Genomic DNA, 14,208 nt, shown 5'->3' with positions numbered 1-14,208 from the left:
TCCCGGGTTGGGCGACGGTCCCGGCCAGGGCGATGATCTCGGACCCCGCGGCGGTGTCGGACCGGGCGACGGACCCGGACCGGGCGCCGGCGCCAACCCCGGCGACCGTGCCGGACCGGGCGGCCATGTCGGACCGGGCGCCGCTCTCGGACCGCACGCCCGGGTCGTTGCGGGCGCCGGCGTCCGGCCGCGCGGTGGCGCCGGCCCCGACGCCGGTGCCAGGCCACCCGGCGTCGCCGGTCCGCGCGGCGTCGCCGTCAAGAAGCACCCGTCGGCGTTCCTGAGGATCCATCAACTCCAGGGCTCTGACTTCCCGTTCGGGGTGGCGGACCATGTCCGTGAGCAGTTGCCGGAGATGGCCGGTCCAGCGGCGGGCGGTGTCGGGGTCGATGAGTGCGGTCGCGTAGTCCAGGTGTCCGGTGATACAGCCGTCGGACTCGGTCGCCGACAGGGCGAGGTCGAACTTGGCCGGGGCGTGGGCGATCGGCAGCGGCTCGGCCTCGACTCCGGGCAGGTGCAGCAGGCCCCGACGGTCGGGCTGCCAGGCCAGCATGGTCTGGAACAGGGGTGTGCGGGAGGCGCTGCGCGGCGGGTTGACCAGTTCCACGATGCGTTCGAAGGGCAGGTCCTGGTGGGCGAGGGCCTCGCGTACGACGGCGCGGGTGCGGGTCAGGGCCTCGGCTGCGGTGAGGGATCCGGAGAGATCGATGCGCAGCGGGAGGGAGTTGACGAGGAAGCCGATGAGACCGGCCGCTCCCGGACCGCGCCGACCCGCGAACGGGCTCCCGACAACGATGTCTTCCTGCCCGGAGAGCCGCGAGAGCAGGATCGCCCAGCCGGTCAGCAGGGCCACGTAGGGCGTGGCGCCGTGCCGTCTCGCCAGGCCACGGAGTCCGGCGGTGACCTCCGCGTCGAGGGTGAACTCGGCCCGCCCGCCCGCGTATTGCTGTTCTGCCGGCCGCGGGCGGTCGGTGGGCAGTTCCAGGACGGGCGGGGCGTCGTGCAACGCCCGCCGCCAGTAGTCCTCCTGAACACCGAGGTCGGCTTCCCGCTGGGCGCACGCATGGTCCGCGAACTGCACCGCGAGCGGCCGCAGCGGGTTCGAGGCGCCCGCGCCGAACGCCTCGTAGAGCTGCCCGAGTTCGTCCATCATGACGTTCATCGAGACGCCGTCGTAGATGCTGTGATGGAACGTCAGGAGCAGTACGTGACGTTCGGGTCCCGTGGCGAGGAGGCGGCCTCGGCCGAGCGGTCCCGCCTCGAGGTCGAACGGCCGTTGCGCCTCGTCCAGTTGGCGGGCGGCCACCCGCGCGTCCAAGTCTTCGACGGCGGTGAGGTCTTCACGGGTCAGGGTGAATCCTGCGCCCGGTGGGTCGATGTGCTGGCGCACGTCCCCTTGCGTGGCCACCAGCCGTGTCCGCAGCGCCTCATGACGGTCCGTCAGCGTGTCGAGGGCGCGGGACACCAGGTCGGCATCGAGCGGGCCCGTCAACGTGAAGGCGATCGTCTCGTTGTACGCGGCGTTCGCGCCAGGCAGCTGGGACAGGAACCACAGCCGCTGCTGCGCGAAGGAGGCGGGCCGGACGCGCGTCCCCTCCGGGCCGTGCGGGGGCGTTTCGGTGGACGCGCGGGGAGCGGGGACAGGGTGGGGGGTGTGGTGCACCGGCGGTACCTGGCCTTCCCATCGGTGTGGGGCTGGGTGACATCGGGGCGCGACAAACCGGGATCACCGGGCTGCCGACGGTCCGGAAAGGGCACGCTCGCCGTCGGGCGGACAGCGCGAGGAGGCTGCCCTCGCCGTCGAGCGGGTGCCGTGAGGGTGGCAGGAGAGGTGGCGGGCGCGGGGCCGGCGGCCGGGACGCGCAGAGCCGCCGAAAGCGGCCCCGGAGATTCGACAATTCGATGCACGAAATCGCTGGCCAATTACTTCGTCACGTCATTTTCCTGTTCCCTCGGATTCCCTTCCGGAACTCCGTGACGCGGTCGTAATCATCGATCACACGCTCAGGGCATGTCAACACTTGATATTTCCCGGAGCCGCACCCGGACGTCACCTCGAAAAGGAATCCCGCGAAACTCCCATATGGGAAAAACGACTGCACACCGTCACACAACTTCCCCTACAGGAAGGCGAATCGGCTATCGGAGCGGCGCAACAGGCAAAGAGATCTGTCTATTTCGGCAGTCGAACTGAATTGAATGTTTGAAAGCCGCGCCACTCGGCAGGGATGTCAGAATGGCCGCGCGCCGACCGGAAGCGGAACCCCTGCAACGGGGAGCGCGAAATGCTCACTCCGTTCCGGTAGCAAGAAGCCCCCGTCGGCATGCGACGCGGGCTCATGCGAGATCGAGGCGGGCGCTCACCTGCCGGCGGGTACCCGTCACACCCCGGCGGCCTTCCCCTCCGCCGGCCGGACGAGTCGCTCGTCCGGGACGACCGCGACGCCGAGGATCTCGATCATCGCCTCCGGCTGCCAGAGCGCGGTGGTGCCGATGCCGGCCATCGCCGGGTAGACAGGGCCCGCGAGCTCGCGCCAGACCTTCCCGATCTCCTTGCCGTGGGCCTGGTAGTCGGGGATGTCGGTCAGGTAGATCGTCAGGCTGACCAGGTCCTCGGGGATGCCGCCGGCGGCCCGCAGCGTCGTGAGCACGTTGCCGAACGCCTGCCGGAACTGCTCGACGATGCCCCCGGGGACGATCCGCATGTCCGCGTCCAGGGCCGTCTGTCCGCCCAGGTGGAGCGTGTTGCCGCTCAGGGTGCCGTGCGAGTAGCCGCTCGGCGCGGGGAGCGAGGGCGGGTTCACCGGGATCGGAGTCGTCATTGCGGGTTCCTCCTCGGACGGGCTGATGCAGGCAGCCTAACCCATCTATTGACTGTTTTCGACGGTCGTGAAAATCTCGCTATATCGCCGACGCGGCTCGGCCCCTCCGACCGCCGTCACCCCGAGCACCCGAGCACCCGAGGGAGTACCGCCCATGAAGCTCGCCACCGTGGCCCACGAAGGCCGCACCACGGCCGCCGTCCTGGACGGCGACCGCTGGCGGGCGCTGCCGGCCGAGGACCTCTCGACGCTGCTGGCGATCACCGCGCCCGACCGCGTCGCGGACCTCGCCGGGGCCGAACTCCTCGGCGCCACCCCGGTGTTGCCGCTGCCGTCGCCGCGCAAGGTCGTCTGCTGCGGCCTCAACTACGCCGACCACATCACCGAGATGGGCCGCGAATTGCCCAAACACCCCACGTTGTTCGCCAAGTTCGCCGACACGCTGACCGGCCCCGAGGACGACCTGTCCCTCCCGCACGGTCTCGACGTCGACTGGGAGGCGGAACTCGCCGTGGTGGTCGGGGCCGAGCTGAGGGGCGCGGACCGGGACACGGCCGGACGGGCGATCGCCGGGTACACGGTCGCGAACGACATCAGCGTGCGGGACTGGCAGAAGCGCACGCTCCAGTGGTTCCAGGGCAAGGCCTGGGACCGCACCACCCCGCTGGGCCCGGTGGTCGTCACCCCCGACGAGCTGGACCCGGTCGCGGGCGTCGAGGTGATCTGCCGGGTCAACGGCGTCGAGCGGCAGCGCGGCAACACGCGCACGCTGGTGTTCGACGCGGCCGACCTGCTCGCCTACGTCTCCACCTTCACGGTGCTGCGTCCCGGCGACCTCGTGCTCACCGGCACCCCCGGTGGCGTGGGCTCGGGCATGACCCCGCCGGTCCACCTCGCCGACGGCGATCTCGTCGAGACCGAGATCCCGGGCATCGGCACCCTGCGCAACCGTCTCCGTCTCACCGACTCCAGGAGCTGATCATGGAACCCGATTTCTCCAAGTACGTCCTAGAGGGCGACAACTCCTTGTACGCGAACGAGTCCGGTCTGGTCGTACCGGTCGTGACCCGCGCGGGCCTGGAGGTCGGCGACACCGGACAGTCCTCCGGCGCGACCCGGATCTCCGGCGTTTCCGTGCAGCACACGCCGGCCACGAAGTTGTGGTTCGGGAAGGTGAGCAACGAGTCGGGATATCGCTCGGTGCCGCATCACCACGGCGAGGCGGAGACCGGTGGCTATGTCCTGTCCGGCCGGGCCCGGATCTATTTCGGCGAACGCTTCGAGGACTACCTCGACCTGACGGAGGGCGACTGGGTCTTCGTCCCGCCGTTCATGCCGCATGTCGAGTGCAATCTCGACCGGAACAACCCGCTGACCTGGATGACGACCCGCACCCCTGAGAACATCGTGGTCAACCTGGAACAGGTGGCGGACGCCGACCTGCGCGACTGGCTGGACCGGCCGTGAACGACTTCCAGAGCACGGGCGCCGACTCCCGGAGCACCCGCACCGACGTCCGGTCCGTCCCGACCTCGGCGACCTTCACCGACGCGATCGCCCTGACCCCCGTCGATCCCGAGCACTTCGACCTCGCCTTCACCGCGACCACCCAGCCCTGCCCCTGGCCGAAGGCGTACGGCGGCGACATGGTGGCCCAGGCCGCCGCCGCCGCGATGCGCTCGGTCGAGGGCAAGACGCTGCACTCGATGCACTCCTACTTCCTGCGGCCGGTCGACATCGGCGCCGAGGTCCGCTACGAGGTGGAGCTGCTGCGCGACGGCCGCGGCTACGCGACCCGGCAGGTCCGTGGCTTCCAGAACGGCAAGCCCGTCTACACCTGCCTCGCCAACTTCGCCGCGGGCGAGCCGGGCGCGACCTTCGCCGCCGAGCCCCTGACGGGCGTCCCGGATCCCACCGAACTGCCCAGCTCCGCAACGTACTTGCGCGACACCACCGCGCCCCGGGGCACGATGACCGCCACCTCCGAGGAGTACTGGAGCGGCGGCCGCAGCTTCGACATGCGGCACGTGCCCGGACCCGTCTATCTCACCGTCGAGGGCGAGCGCGTTCCCCAACAGGCCGTGTGGGTAAAGCCGTTCGACGCGCTGCGCCCCGTCGACGGCCTCACCGACGAGCAGCGCGACCTCGCCGCGCTCGCCTACGTCTGCGACTACACGATCCTCGAACCCGTCCTGCGCATGCTCGACCTGTCCTGGGCGCAGCCGGGAGTCGTCACCGCCAGCCTCGACCACTCGATGTGGTTCCACCGGCCGGGCCCCTTGGACGAATGGCTCCTCTACGCCCAGGAAGCCGTCGCCGCCGACTCCGGTCGCGGACTCGCCGTCGGCCGCTTCTTCACCGCCTCCGGTACCCACCTGGCCACCGTCGCCCAGGAAGGCCTGATCCGCAGCTCTTGATCTCCACGCAGCTCCTGATCCCTGCACGGCCCGCCCCCGGCCTGCGGAAAGGAACCTCCCGATGGACCAGTTGGACCCGATGGCTCTCTCGCCCTCCGCCTATCCGGACACGTTCGCCCGCGACCACCTCCCGCCGCGCGCCCAGTGGCCGGTCCTGGAGTTCACCACCGACGACCTCCAGTACCCCGAGCGCCTCAACGCCGGCACCGAGCTCATCGACGTACCCACCGCCGCCTTCGGTCCCGACCGCCCGGCCCTGCGCACACCGGACGGCGAGGTGTGGACGTACGGCGAACTGCTGCGCCGTACCAACCAGATCGCCCACGTCCTCACCGAGGACCTCGGCCTGGTCCCCGGCAACCGTGTGCTCCTGCGCTCCCCCAACAACCCGTGGGTCGTGGCGTGTTGGCTCGCCGTCCTCAAGGCCGGCGGCATCGTCGTCACCACCATGGCGGCGCTGCGGGCCCGTGAACTCACCCCGGTCGTGGAGAAGACCCGCCCGGCCATCGCCCTCGTCGACCACCGGTTCACGGCAGACGTCGAAGCCGTACGCGACACAGTCCTGCCGGACCTCAAGATCGTGGCGTACGGCGGCGACACGCCCGACGACCTGGCGCGCCAAGTGGCCTCGAAACCAGGGGAGTTCACGGCCGCCGACACGGCCGCCGACGACGTCGCCCTTTTCGGGCCCACCTCGGGCAGCACCGGCGTACCGAAGATCACCACCCACTTCCATCGCGACATCCTGTCGATCGACAACACCTTCGGCCGCCACACCCTGCGGCTGCGGCCCGACGACCTCGTGTCGTGCACGGCGCCGCTCGCCTTCACCTTCGGGCTCGGCATCCTGGTCGTCTGTGCCCTGCGGGCCGGTGCGTGTGCGCTGCTGACGGAGGCGGTAGCGCCGGAGCCGCTTGCCGAACTCGTCGCCGAGGCGGGCGTCACCGTGCTGGCGACCGCGCCGACGGCGTACCGGCAGATCCTCAAGGCCGCGAAGGCGGACCGGCTGCACGGTCTGCGGGCCGCGGTCAGCGCCGGGGAGCACATACCGGAAGAGGTGTGGCAGCAGCTCCACGAGGAGACCGGGATCAAGGTCATCGACGGCATCGGCGCCACCGAGATGATCCACATCTTCATCTCCGCCGCCGGCGACGACATCCGGCCCGGTTCGACCGGCAGGCCGGTCCCCGGCTACCGCGCCACCATCCTGGACCTCGACGGCGAGGAGGTCGGCCCGGGTGTCGAAGGGCGGCTGGCCGTGATCGGCCCGGTCGGCTGCCGCTATCTCGACGACCGGCGCCAGGAGAACTACGTCGTCAACGGCTGGAACGTCACCGGCGACACCTTCGTCCGCGACGAGGACGGCTACTTCTACTACCGCACCCGCACGGACAACATGATCGTCTCCTCCGGCTACAACATCGGCGGTCCCGAGGTCGAGTCCGCGATCAACACCCACCCGGACGTCGTCGAATCGGCCGTGGTCGCCAAGCCGGATCCCGAACGCGGCTCGGTCGTCTGCGCGTTCGTCGTCCTGGCCGAGGGGGTCGTGGGCGACGACGCCAAGGTCAAGGACATCCAGAACCACGTCAAGGCGCAGCTCGCGCCGTACAAGTACCCGCGCGCGGTGCGTTTTTGCGAGTCCCTGCCCCGCAACACCAGCGGAAAGCTTCAGCACTTCCTGCTGCGTCAGATCGTCGAGAAGGAGAACCAGGCATGAGGATCGCCATCGTGGGCGGCGGGCCGGGCGGGCTGTACCTCGCCGCGCTGATGAAACAGCTCGACCCCGGCCATGAGATCACCGTCTGGGAACGCAACGCTCCCGACGACACCTTCGGCTTCGGCGTGGTCTTCTCCGACGAGACCCTCGGCGGAATCGAGAACGCGGACACCGTCGTCCACGACGCGATGGAGAGCCGGTTCGCCCGCTGGACCGACATCGACATCGAGTTCGACGGCCACCCCTTCACGGTCGGCGGCCAGGGCTTCGCGGCGATGGCCCGCAAGGACCTGCTGCACATCCTCCAGGAGCGGGCCGCCGAACTCGGCGTCACCGTGCACTACCGCACCCTCGCCCCGGACGTCGACGAACTGCGCCTGTCCTACGACCTCGTGGTCGCCGCGGACGGCATCAACTCGGCGGTGCGCACCAAGTACGCCGACGCCTTCGTCCCCTCGCTCGACCAGCGGACCAACAAGTACATGTGGCTGGGCACCGACCGGGTCTTCGAGGCCTTCCAATTCCTCGTCAAGCAGACCGAGTTCGGGACCATGCAGATCCACGGCTACCCGTTCTCCGACGGCGGCTCGACCTTCATCGTCGAGATGGCGGAGGACGTGTGGCGCAAGGCGGGCCTCGACTCGACGGAGGGCATCCAGTTCCCGCCCGGCATCAGCGACGAGGAGTCGGTGGCCCGGATCCGCGAAATCTTCGCCGATGAACTCGCCGGCCACAACCTCCTGACGAACAACTCCCGTTGGCTCAACTTCACGACGGTCCGCAACGAGCGCTGGCACCACCACAACGTGGTCCTGCTCGGCGACGCCGCCCACACCGCGCACTTCTCGATCGGCTCCGGCACCAAGCTGGCCATGGAGGACGCCCTCGCGCTCGCCGCGTGTCTGCACGAACACCCCACCGTGGACGAGGCGTTGACGGCGTACGAGACCGAGCGCCGCCCGGTGGTGGAGTCCACCCAGCGCGCCGCGCAGGCTTCGTTGGAATGGTTCGAGAACATCGGCCGCTACGCCGACCAGAATCCCGCGCAGTTCTGCTTCAACCTGCTCACGCGTTCACGCCGTATCACCTTCGACAACCTCAAGGACCGCGACCCGGGCTTCGCCGACCTGATCGAGCGCGGCTTCGCCGACGCTCAGGGCGCGGCCGAGTCCGCCCCGGCGATGTTCCAGCCGTTCAGCATCGGCGGCCTGGAGCTGAAGAACCGGATCGTGGTCTCGCCGATGGACATGTACTCCGCCGTCGACGGAGTGCCGGACGACTTCCACGTCGTCCATCTCGGTTCCAAGGCGCTCGGTGGCGCGGGCCTGGTGATGACCGAGATGGTCTGCGTCTCCCCCGAGGGCCGCATCACCCCCGGCTGCACGGGCCTGTGGAACGACACCCAGCGCGAGGCGTGGGCGAGGGTCACGTCCTTCGTCCACGACCGCAGCACGGCGAAGATCGGCCTCCAGCTGGGGCATTCGGGCCGCAAGGGCTCAACTCGCCTCATGTGGGAGGGCATTGACGAGCCCCTTCCCGAGGGCAACTGGGAGGTCATGGGCCCGTCGCCGCTGCCCTACGGCACGGACTGCCACCAGCCGCGCGAGATGACCCGGTCCGACATGGACGCCGTGGTCGCCGACTTCGTGTCCGCCGCCCGCCGGGGCGCCGACGCGGGCTTCGACCTGCTGGAGGTACACGCGGCCCACGGCTACCTGCTCTCCTCCTTCCTCTCCCCCATCGCCAACCGCCGCACCGACGAGTACGGCGGCGACCTCACGAACCGGCTGCGCTTCCCGCTGGAGGTCTTCGACGCCGTACGCTCCGCCTTCCCCGCCGACCGCCCGGTGACGGTGCGGATCTCCGCCACCGACTGGGCGCCCGACGGGAACACCGAGCACGACGCGGTCGAGATCGCGCGCGCTTTCGTCGCCCACGGCGCGGCGGCCGTGGACGTGTCGTCCGGCCAGGTCACCAAGGACGAGAAGCCGGCGTACGGCCGCTCGTACCAGACCCCGTTCGCCGACCGGATCCGGCACGAGGTGGCCGCTCCGGCGGGCGCGGCCGTGATCGCCGTAGGAGCGATCTCGTCGTACGACGACGTCAACTCGATCCTGCTCGCCGGGCGTGCCGACCTGTGCGCGCTCGGCCGTACGCACCTGTACAACCCGCAGTGGACGCTGCAGGCCGCCGCCGAGCAGGAGTACCGGGGTCCGGGCGCCGACTGGCCGGCGCAGTTCGCGGCGGGCCGCCGCAAGCCGCCCACCTCACGGACCGACGCGGTCCGTCCGCGCCTCGCGCTGCTGCGCGAGACGCCGCGGGACGCCGTCCACCTGCGCTGGACCCCGGGCAGGGCGGCGGAATGAGCGGCCCCTACGCCATCCACCGGACCCGCGTGGAGTGGATCGACACCGACGCGGCCGGGATCTACCACAACACCACCGTCGTCCGGTTCGCCGAGGCGGCGGAGGCCGAGCTGATGCGGGCGTACGACGTCCCGGGCTACTTCCCGGTGGCCCCGAGGGTGCGCTACGAGGTGGAGTTCGAGGCGTCGATCCGGTTCGGCGAGGAGGTCGAGACGCGGGTCGAGCTGATCCGCCTCGGCCGGTCGTCGATGACCTTCGGCTTCGAGGTGTGGCGCGGCACCGACGGGGACGGGCCGCGCCGTCGCGCGGCCCGGGGCAGCTATGTCACCGTGCACGTCCCCGACAAGGAGACGGGTGGCAGCGCGCCCTGGCCCGCTGCCTGGCGTGCGGCACTGGGCGGGACGGGCACGGCGGCCGACCTGGCCGAACCGGACGCCCGTACGGCGCACTAAAATAATCCGATCATGACGGCAAGCGATCTCGTTGACGACAGCCCGGGCCAGCCCGCACCGCCGCGATCCCTGATCGTGACGGTGTACGGCCTCTACGCGCGCGAGGTCGGCGGCTGGATCAGCGTGAGCGCGCTCATCCGCCTCCTCGCCGAGCTGGACGTCGACGCCCAGGCGGTCCGTTCCTCCATCTTCCGGCTGAAGCGCCGCGAGATCCTGGTGGCCGAGCGACGCGACGGACGCGCGGGCTACGCGCTCTCGCCGTACGCCCGCTCCGTCCTGGAGACCGGTGACCGCCGTATCTTCGAGCGCCACGCGGCCACCGACGACGGCTGGGTCATCGCCGTCTTCTCCGTACCGGAGAGCGAACGGCAGCACCGTCACCAACTCCGTTCCCGGCTGGCCTGGTTGGGCTTCGGCACGGTCTCCTCCGGGGTATGGATCGCCCCCGCCCACGCCCTCGACGACACCCGCGACCACCTCCTCCAACACGGCCTGGACCAGTACGTCGACCTGTTCCGCGCCGACTACGTGGCCTTCGGCGACCCCGCCGAACAGGTGGGCCGCTGGTGGGACTTGGAGGCACTGCAGAAGCTCTACGACGATTTCGTCGCGGAGTTCACGCCGATGGCCGGGCGTTGGACCGGAATCGGCAGGGGTGCGCTGTCAGACCAGGACGCGTTCATCGACTACGTCCACGTCCTGACCGCCTGGCGCCGACTCCCCTACCTCGACCCGGGCCTGCCCGACACCCTGCTCCCCGCCACCTGGTCGGGCACGACGGCCGCCGACCTCTTCGCCGCACTCCGAAGCACCCTGGCGGATCCGGCCCACGACTTCGCCAGCCGCCTGCTGACCGAGAGTTCGTGACTTCGGCGGTGCGGAACCCGGGCAGGTGGCGACCGGCCGGCCGAACAGGGTTCGAAAAAACGGCATGACCGGTCCGGAAAACCAGCTGTCACACACCTGTTGACGGAGTTTCAACCGTCAACCGGCCTGTCACAGGCCCCTCTACGAGTGACGAAGCGCCGTAGACTATACGAACTGGACGGTATTTTTAACGAGTTGAGCAGCGCAGCTCTCCCGCAACGAAAGGCGCCGGCCCATGCCAGGACCCAAACAGGACCGGGCGATCCGTACCCGCCGCACCATCCTCGTCGCCGCGGCCAGCGTCTTCGAGGAGCGCGGTTACCAAGCGGCCACGATCAGCGAAATCCTCAGCACGGCCAACGTCACCAAGGGCGCCCTGTACTTCCACTTCAAGTCGAAGGAACAGCTCGCCGAAGGTGTCCTGGCCGGTCAGCACGACAATCTCGCCGTCCCCGACCGCCCCTGCAAGACCCAGGAGCTCGTCGACACGGCCATGCTCCACGCGTACCACCTGCAGACCGACCCCATGGTCCGGGCCGGCGCCCGCCTCGCGCTCGACCAGCGTGCCGACGGCGTCGACCGCACCGGCCCGTTCCACCACTGGACCACCATCGTCACCGACCTCCTCGACAAGGCCCGCGGCCAGGGCGAGCTCCTCCCCCACGTGGACCCGGTCGAGACGGCCGAGGTCCTGGTCGGTGCCTTCGCCGGCATCCAGGCGATGTCCCAGGCGACCACCGCCTACCAGAACCTCCCCCACACGACCTCCGCCCTCCTCCGCCACACCCTCCCCTCGATCGTGCACTCCTCCGTCCTCACCTCCCTCGACCTCACCCCGCTGCGCGCCCTCGCCGTCCACGCCGAGATACGGACCGGCCCCTGCTGACAGTGGTGGCGACGGCCGGATCGTGCCGCCGTTCCATGAGGAACATGAGAATTTGTGTGATCCGGTTCCGGCTGGGCAGACGCCGCCGTTATGAGCACCCTCCATCGAAGCGCGGTAGACGAGGCCACCGGACAGAGCCCTGACGCAAGAGACGTAAGACGGGGCTTCGCGTCCGCGCTGCGCGGTGGTGGGCGGGTGGCGGGACTCGACGGACTGCGGACGGTCGCCGTGGTGCTGGTGATCGTCTACCACGTGGAACCGGACCTGGTGCCCGGTGGCTCGGTGGGCGTGGACGTGTTCTTCACCATCAGCGGGTTCGTCATCACCCGGCTGCTGGTCACCGAGTACGCCCGTAGTGGTCGTATCGGGCTGTGGTCGTTCTACCGCCGGCGCTGGCTGCGGCTGATGCCGGCCCTGCTGGTGATGTGCGCGGTGACCGCCGTCCTGTCCGTGACGTTCGCGCTGCCGCTGTTCCAGGGGGCGTGGGTGGCGGCGGTGCTGGCCGCGGGTTCGGTCGTCAATCTCGTACGGGCCGGGAGCGCCGGGACGTACTCGGACCTCACCGCGCCGCTCAGCCACACCTGGTCCCTGGGAGTGGAGGAGCAGTTCTATCTGGCCTGGCCGCTCCTCCTGCTGGTGCTGCTCAGGCACGCGAGGGCGCGTGTGGTGTTGGGCTGGGTCGCGGTGCTGTGCGTGCTGCCGGTGCTCTGGCGGACCGTGCTCTGGGATCCCTCGGCGGCACACCGCATCTACAACGGCCCCGACACGCGCGCCGACCAGCTCCTCGTCGGCGCCCTGCTGGCCCTCGTACTGGCCCGGCTGCGCGCGGACGACCCCCGGCTGGCGCAGCTGCGCCGCTGGGCGGGACGGCTGTGCTGCCCCGCGCTCGTGCTGCTGGGGCTGATCGCCTGGCAGATCCCGATCACCGAGGTCAGCGGGTGGAATCCGGTCTGGTACACGGCGGGATTCCTGGCCGCCGCCGTCCTGACGGCCTGCGTGGTGGCCGCACTCGACCTGTGCCCCGAGTCCTGGCCCACCCGTCTGCTCTCGCTGTCCGTGCCGGTGTGGATCGGCCGCAACCTGAGCTACGGGATGTACCTGTGGCACTACCCCGTGATCCGGTTGCTGCACGACCTCGGTGTGCGCGGCGACCTCTTGCTCCCGGCCGGCCTCGCGGCGACACTCGCCGCGGCCCTCGCCTCGTACGCCTTCGTCGAACGGCCTCTGCTGCGCCGCGACCGGTTCCGCGTACGGCGGCTGGAACCGGTCGTCGTCCCAGGACGCTCACCGGCGCTTTGAGGGACCCTCAGGTGTCGGCCACCGCGGTACTCGGCACCTGCGCCCCCGTGCCGCCGAACCGTATGCCCTTGGCCTCCCGGCCCACGGCGCTCAGCACGATCACCAGGGCCAGAGCCGGTGTCACGGTCCACGCCATCGCCGCCGGATAGCCGTGCCGCTCGGCCAGGGCTTCCTGGATCGGCAGGTTGAGGGCGGCGATGAGGTTGCCGAGCTGGTAGGTGACGCCCGGATAGAAACCGCGGATCGTGTCCGGGCTCATCTCGGTCAGATGGGCGGGGATGACGCCCCAGGCGCCCTGTACGCACAGCTGCATCAGGAAGGAGGAGAGCATCAGCCAGCCCACGGCGGTGGACAGGACGAAGAAGGGTACGACGACCAGGCCGGCGGCCGCCGCGATCATGATCGTGCGACGGCGTCCCAGCCGCTCGGAGTAGGCGCCGAGCACCATGCCGCCGATGATGGCGCCGATGTTGTAGACGACGGCGATGGCGATCGCGGTGTCCGGGGACAGGCCCAGCCCCTTCTTGACGAAGGTGGGGTAGATGTCCTGGGTGCCGTGCGACATCCAGTTGAAGGCGGTCATCAGAGCGACCAGGTAGACGAAGCGCCGCAGCACCGCCGGGTTCTTGAACACCTGGTACGCGGGCGTGCGGTTGAGCTGGACGCTCTTCTCCCACACCTCGCTCTCCTCCACCCGGGTGCGCACCCACAGCGCGACCAGGGCAGGAACGAGGCTGAAGGCGAACAACCCGCGCCAGCCGAAGGCGGGTTCGATACCGAAGAACGCGACCGCGGCGAGCAGATAGCCCAGCGAGTAGCCGCTCTGCAGCAGGCCCGACCAGAAGCCGCGCCGGTCGGCGGGGATCTTCTCCATGGCGAGCGCGGCGCCCAGGCCCCATTCGCCGCCCATTCCGATGCCGTAGAGCAGGCGAAGCACCAGCAGCACGGTGTAGTTGGGCGCGAAGGCGCAGGCGAATCCGACGACCGAGTAGAACGCCACGTCGACCATGAGCGGGGTGCGGCGGCCCTTGCGGTCCGCCCACAGGCCGAAGAGCAGCGCGCCGACCGGCCGCATCACCAGGGTGGCCGTGGTGAGGAAGGCCATGTCGGTGAGGGAGACGTGGAAGTCGTCGGCGATCTCGCTGTAGACGAGTACGACGAGGAAGTAGTCGAAGGCGTCCATCGCCCAGCCAAGGTAGGCGGCGACGAAGGCGTTGCGCTGATCCTTGGTGAGACCCGCTGCCTGTTCCCGGACGGTCCGCAGCATGCCAGCCCTCCCTTGGTCCGCCGGTCAGGCTAGGTCGGGGCGGTGGGGCGGGCAATGCGAGGACCGGCAAAACACCCGCCACAATTAGCCAAAGGGAACGTCTGGTTCGCCC

12 protein-coding genes are annotated in these 14,208 nt (G+C 69.9%); 9 read left to right on the top strand and 3 right to left on the bottom strand.

Going from position 1 to position 14,208, the window contains the following annotated elements; genetic code table 11:
- A partial coding sequence (locus tag SSP08S_RS57770) for a condensation domain-containing protein (RefSeq protein WP_019075540.1) occupies positions 1 to 1,663 on the bottom strand: 1,663 nt, incomplete at its 3' end.
- 718 nt (positions 1,664 to 2,381) lie between these two features.
- Positions 2,382 to 2,822 carry a RidA family protein gene (locus SSP08S_RS51810; protein WP_019075539.1) on the bottom strand — a complete coding sequence of 147 codons (441 nt, stop codon included), beginning with the start codon at positions 2,820 to 2,822 and terminating at the stop codon, positions 2,382 to 2,384.
- 154 nt (positions 2,823 to 2,976) lie between these two features.
- Here SSP08S_RS51810 and SSP08S_RS51805 point away from each other — a divergent pair, with 154 nt between their 5' ends.
- The 9 genes from SSP08S_RS51805 (at position 2,977) to SSP08S_RS51765 (ending at position 12,829) form a co-directional block, all read left to right on the top strand.
- Positions 2,977 to 3,801 (top strand): fumarylacetoacetate hydrolase family protein, encoded by an 825-nt coding sequence (locus SSP08S_RS51805; RefSeq protein ID WP_019075538.1) that lies wholly within the window; start codon positions 2,977 to 2,979, stop codon positions 3,799 to 3,801.
- Between the two features lie 2 nt (positions 3,802 to 3,803).
- Positions 3,804 to 4,289: a cupin domain-containing protein gene (locus SSP08S_RS51800; RefSeq protein WP_019075537.1), complete on the top strand. Its 486-nt coding sequence runs from the start codon at positions 3,804 to 3,806 to the stop codon at positions 4,287 to 4,289.
- On the top strand, positions 4,286 to 5,239 hold the full coding sequence (locus SSP08S_RS51795) for an acyl-CoA thioesterase (protein ID WP_019075536.1): 954 nt from the start codon (positions 4,286 to 4,288) through the stop codon (positions 5,237 to 5,239). Before SSP08S_RS51800 ends, SSP08S_RS51795 begins: the two co-directional genes overlap by 4 nt.
- A 61-nt stretch (positions 5,240 to 5,300) precedes the next feature.
- Positions 5,301 to 6,959 (top strand): AMP-binding protein, encoded by a 1,659-nt coding sequence (locus tag SSP08S_RS51790; protein ID WP_019075535.1) that lies wholly within the window; start codon positions 5,301 to 5,303, stop codon positions 6,957 to 6,959.
- A complete protein-coding gene (locus SSP08S_RS51785; RefSeq protein WP_019075534.1) occupies positions 6,956 to 9,325 on the top strand; it encodes a bifunctional salicylyl-CoA 5-hydroxylase/oxidoreductase in 2,370 nt (789 codons plus the stop codon). The genes SSP08S_RS51790 and SSP08S_RS51785 overlap by 4 nt, the downstream gene beginning before the upstream one ends.
- Positions 9,322 to 9,777 carry an acyl-CoA thioesterase gene (locus SSP08S_RS51780; RefSeq protein WP_019075533.1) on the top strand — a complete coding sequence of 152 codons (456 nt, stop codon included), beginning with the start codon at positions 9,322 to 9,324 and terminating at the stop codon, positions 9,775 to 9,777. The genes SSP08S_RS51785 and SSP08S_RS51780 overlap by 4 nt, the downstream gene beginning before the upstream one ends.
- Positions 9,778 to 9,789: 12 nt before the next feature.
- Positions 9,790 to 10,644 carry a PaaX family transcriptional regulator gene (locus SSP08S_RS51775; RefSeq protein WP_019075532.1) on the top strand — a complete coding sequence of 285 codons (855 nt, stop codon included), beginning with the start codon at positions 9,790 to 9,792 and terminating at the stop codon, positions 10,642 to 10,644.
- 235 nt (positions 10,645 to 10,879) lie between these two features.
- On the top strand, positions 10,880 to 11,530 hold the full coding sequence (locus tag SSP08S_RS51770) for a ScbR family autoregulator-binding transcription factor (protein ID WP_019075531.1): 651 nt from the start codon (positions 10,880 to 10,882) through the stop codon (positions 11,528 to 11,530).
- 195 nt (positions 11,531 to 11,725) lie between these two features.
- On the top strand, positions 11,726 to 12,829 hold the full coding sequence (locus tag SSP08S_RS51765; protein WP_019075530.1) for an acyltransferase family protein: 1,104 nt from the start codon (positions 11,726 to 11,728) through the stop codon (positions 12,827 to 12,829).
- A 7-nt stretch (positions 12,830 to 12,836) separates the two neighbouring features.
- Here SSP08S_RS51765 and SSP08S_RS51760 read toward each other — a convergent pair whose 3' ends face one another.
- A complete protein-coding gene (locus SSP08S_RS51760) occupies positions 12,837 to 14,096 on the bottom strand; it encodes an MFS transporter (RefSeq protein ID WP_019075529.1) in 1,260 nt (419 codons plus the stop codon).
- Between the last annotated feature and the right edge of the window lie 112 nt (positions 14,097 to 14,208).

This window comes from Streptomyces hokutonensis (assembly GCF_000376565.1).
Taxonomy (GTDB): Bacteria; Actinomycetota; Actinomycetes; order Streptomycetales; family Streptomycetaceae; genus Streptomyces; species Streptomyces hokutonensis.
This window is presented reverse-complemented; position numbering and strand designations above follow the sequence as displayed.

Bases quoted from the DNA above. Each gene is read 5' to 3' on its own strand.
- SSP08S_RS51785 (WP_019075534.1), top strand. From the start codon at position 6,956: ATGAGGATCGCCATCGTGGGCGGCGGGCCGGGCGGGCTGTACCTCGCC.
- SSP08S_RS51760 (WP_019075529.1), bottom strand. From the start codon at position 14,096: ATGCTGCGGACCGTCCGGGAACAGGCAGCGGGTCTCACCAAGGATCAG.
- SSP08S_RS51805 (WP_019075538.1), top strand. From the start codon at position 2,977: ATGAAGCTCGCCACCGTGGCCCACGAAGGCCGCACCACGGCCGCCGTC.
- SSP08S_RS51770 (WP_019075531.1), top strand. From the start codon at position 10,880: ATGCCAGGACCCAAACAGGACCGGGCGATCCGTACCCGCCGCACCATC.
- SSP08S_RS51810 (WP_019075539.1), bottom strand. From the start codon at position 2,822: ATGACGACTCCGATCCCGGTGAACCCGCCCTCGCTCCCCGCGCCGAGC.
- SSP08S_RS51780 (WP_019075533.1), top strand. From the start codon at position 9,322: ATGAGCGGCCCCTACGCCATCCACCGGACCCGCGTGGAGTGGATCGAC.
- SSP08S_RS51790 (WP_019075535.1), top strand. From the start codon at position 5,301: ATGGACCAGTTGGACCCGATGGCTCTCTCGCCCTCCGCCTATCCGGAC.
- SSP08S_RS51775 (WP_019075532.1), top strand. From the start codon at position 9,790: ATGACGGCAAGCGATCTCGTTGACGACAGCCCGGGCCAGCCCGCACCG.
- SSP08S_RS51800 (WP_019075537.1), top strand. From the start codon at position 3,804: ATGGAACCCGATTTCTCCAAGTACGTCCTAGAGGGCGACAACTCCTTG.